The organism is Micrococcus sp. HMSC31B01 (assembly GCF_001816085.1).
In the GTDB taxonomy this organism is placed as follows: Bacteria; Actinomycetota; Actinomycetes; order Actinomycetales; family Micrococcaceae; genus Micrococcus; species Micrococcus luteus.
In genome coordinates this window covers 1-3,317 of sequence record NZ_KV825265.1, presented here as the reverse complement: position 1 = coordinate 3,317, position 3,317 = coordinate 1, and the positions used below count along the sequence as shown (strand labels likewise).

The 3,317-nt window shown below is 72.9% G+C and carries 2 protein-coding genes; both read right to left on the bottom strand.

The window, feature by feature from the left end:
* On the bottom strand, positions 1-676 hold a 676-nt coding region (locus HMPREF3105_RS09290), incomplete at its 3' end, for a thiamine pyrophosphate-binding protein (RefSeq protein WP_246830363.1).
* Between the two features lie 116 nt (positions 677-792).
* Complete coding sequence (locus HMPREF3105_RS09285; RefSeq protein WP_210401444.1) at positions 793-2,937, bottom strand: PhoX family protein; 2,145 nt, start codon at positions 2,935-2,937, stop codon at positions 793-795.
* Between the last annotated feature and the right edge of the window lie 380 nt (positions 2,938-3,317).

The window sequence follows — 3,317 nt, the reverse complement described above, 5'->3', positions numbered from 1 at the left end:
CGGCCGGAGCAGGGGTGTGCGGCGCCGCGGCGGCGCCCATGGCGGCCGCCTCCTCAGGACTCGGCACGAGCGGGTCGCGGAAGTGCAGGTTCAGGTGGACCGGCCCGGCCGGGGCCTCTGCCATCGTCACCGGACCGGGCGCGCCGTCGTCGGAACCGGCCTCGGCGACGACCCCCTCGGCCGCCAGCAGGGCCCGGCGCACGGTGGCCCGCACGTGGCGCAGATGCTGCTCGGCATCCACGCCGTCGGCGGCGTCGCAGCCGAGGGAGGCGGCATGGCGGACGTGCGTGCCGAACACGCCCCTCTGGTCCGTGGTCTGGTTCGCGCCGGTGCCGTGCAGCTCGGGCGGACGATCCGCGGTCAGCGCGATCACGCGCGTGCCGGCGTGGATGGACTCCATCAGGGCGGGCAGCAGGTTCCCGACGGCGGTGCCCGAGGTGGTCAGCACGCCCACCGGGCGCCCCGAGGCCAGCGAGAGCCCGTGGGCGAGGAAGCCGGCCGAGCGCTCGTCCACCCGCACGTGCAGGCGGACCTCGCCGGCGCGCTCGAGGGCCGCGAGCGCGTAAGCCAGCGGGGCGGAGCGGGAGCCGGGGCAGACCACCGCGTCCCGCATGCCGGCGTCGATCAGGGCGGTGGCGACGGCGCGCGCCACGGAGAGGGAGTCGACGGAGGTCATGGTGGCCACCAGTCTAGGCCCGGGCGCGGACGGGCCCCGGACGCGGCGAGGCCGCCACGGTGACGCGGTGGCGCCGGCCGTGACGGCCTCGTCGAGGGTCCTCGCGGAGGCGGGGGTCAGCCCTTCGGGCCCTTGCCGTTGCCGTTGCCCTTGCCGTTGCCGTTGCCGTTGCCCTTGCCCTTGTTGCCCTTCTCCTTGCCGGCGCCCTTGCCGATGCCGTTGTTCCCGGTGGCGTTGAACACCTGGACGACGCACGGACGCGGGGCCGCGACCTTGTCGCCCACCTGGACCGGGCCAGTCGGGCTCAGGAAGTCCGGGAAGTAGGGGGTGTGCGCGCCCCAGGTGCCGTCCTCGCCCGGGTGCTGGACGTTGACGAACACGGAGTTGTCGCGGTCGTGGATCACGGGGCCGCAGGTCTCGGCGTCGCGGGGGACGGCGAGGAACTGCTGGACGCGGCCGCGCTCGGCGCCGTCGAGGGTGACCTTGTGCAGCGCGTCGGCGTAGCCGATGGTGCCGGGCTGGCCGTCGGTGGAGATCCAGAGGTTGCCCTCGGAGTCGAACGCCAGGTTGTCCGGGCAGGAGATCGGGGAGACCTTCTCCTTCGGGTAGCCGGCGAAGTAGGCCGAGGAGGAGACCGCCGGGTCGCCGGCGAGCAGCAGGATGACCCAGGTGAAGGTGGTGGAGGTGTGATCCCCGCCCCGCTCGGTGATCTCGATGACGTGGCCGTCGCGGTTGCCGATGACCGGGTTGGCCTCGTCCACGGCGGTGCGCTTGGTGTTGTTGGTCAGGGCCGCGTAGACCTTGCCGGTGACCGGGTTGGTCTCGACGTCCTCCGGGCGGTCCATCTTGGTGGCGCCCATCTTGTCTGCCGCGAGGCGGGTGTAGACGAGGACCTCGGCCAGGGACATGCCCGGGACGAAGGACGTCTTCTCGTCGGCCAGGGCGATCCACTCGCCGGAGCCGTCGAAGGCGCCGTCCGAGGGCAGGGTGCCCCTGCCGTCGATCTGGGCGGCCGGGGAGTCGCCGGAGAACTTGGCCACGTAGAGGGTGCCCTTGTCCATCAGGCGCATGTTGTGCTTCTTGTCGCCCTCGCGGACCTTCTCGGCGGAGACGAACTTGTACAGGTAGTCGTGGCGCTCGTCGTCGCCGGAGTAGACCACGGCGTGGCCGGACGGGGAGATCACGGCGGTGCCGGCCTCGTGCTTGAAGCGGCCCAGGAGGGTGTGCTTCACGGGCGTGGAGGTCGGGTCCTCGGGGTCGATCTCGACGACCCAGCCGAAGCGGTTGGCCTCGTTCTCGTAGCCGGGCTTGGTCAGGTCGAAGCGGTCGTGGACCTTCTCCCAGCCGCGGCTGGTGGCGGCGGCGGAGATGCCGTAGCGCTTCTCCTCGGCCGTGCCGCGGCCCTTGAAGTACTGGTTGAAGTTCTCCTCGCCGGAGAGCACGGTGCCCCACGGGGTGGTGCCGCCGGCGCAGTTGTTCAGGGTGCCCAGCACGCGGGTGCCGGTCGGGTCCTCGACGGTCTTGAGCAGCGCGTGGCCGGCGGCCGGGCCGCGGACCTCGAACTCGGTGGTGCCGGTGATGCGGCGGTTGCGGCGGCCGCCGCGGACGTACTCCCACGGGGCGCCGCGCTTGGCGCGCTTGAGGTCCACGATGGACAGGCCGTGGGCCTGGAGGCCGACGTTGACGACGTCCTCGAAGTTCGAGGCGATGTACTCCGGGGAGAACATGATGTTCTCGTTGGTGTACTCGTGGTTGGAGACGAGGTAGCCGGAGCGGTCGTTGCCGCCGTCGGTGATGATGTTCAGGTAGTCGTTGTTGTAGCCGAACTGGGCGGCCTGCGACGCACCGGTCTGGTGCTCGATGTCGAACTCCGGGGAGTCGGCGAACAGCGGGTCGCCCCAGCGGATCACGGTGCCCCAGTCGTAGCCCTCCGGCACGGTCATGGTGTCCACGGTGCGGCTCACCGGCGCGATGGGCTCGAAGGGGAGCTTGCCGCCGCCGGTCGGGCGCCGGCCGTTGTCCGCGAGCGCCTCGGGGGCCTGGGCCACCTGGGAGCCGATGACGACGGCGGCGGCGAGACCGGTGCCGCCGACCAGGGCGGAGCGGCGCGAGATGGCGGTCTCCGCGATCTGCTGGAAGGTCGGGTTCGCCGAGGTGTTGGGCACCGGGTGGGCGCACGCGTTGCCGCACTTGAGCTCGCACGTGACGGCGGAGCGGTTGCCACGGGTGTGGCCGGCCATGGGGAGGAGGCGCTTCAGCATGACGGGGTCCTTCGCGTCGTGGGGATGGTCCGGGGTCCGGTGCCGGGCCGGAGACGACCCCGGGGTGAGACCGGCCGGGGCCGCCATCACCTTGGCCCCTCGCTCCGAGCGGCGAGCCACGCCCAGGTGGCCGCGAGTTGAACTCTTCCCGGCCGCCGGATTTCGCCCCGTCGACATGCTGTAATCCGGCTCACATGCCCCGCGTCGACGGGGACCGGGCGGGCTCGTCAGCCCTGCGCGGCCAGCACCGCGTGGGCCGCGCGCAGGCGGTCGGCCCACCACGCCTGCCGCGTCCCGTCCGCCCGGATGCGGTCGAGCAGCTCCGGGTCGGGGGCGGGTGCCCGCTCCCCCGGTGCCGGGAGGGCCCCCGCGCGCGGGCG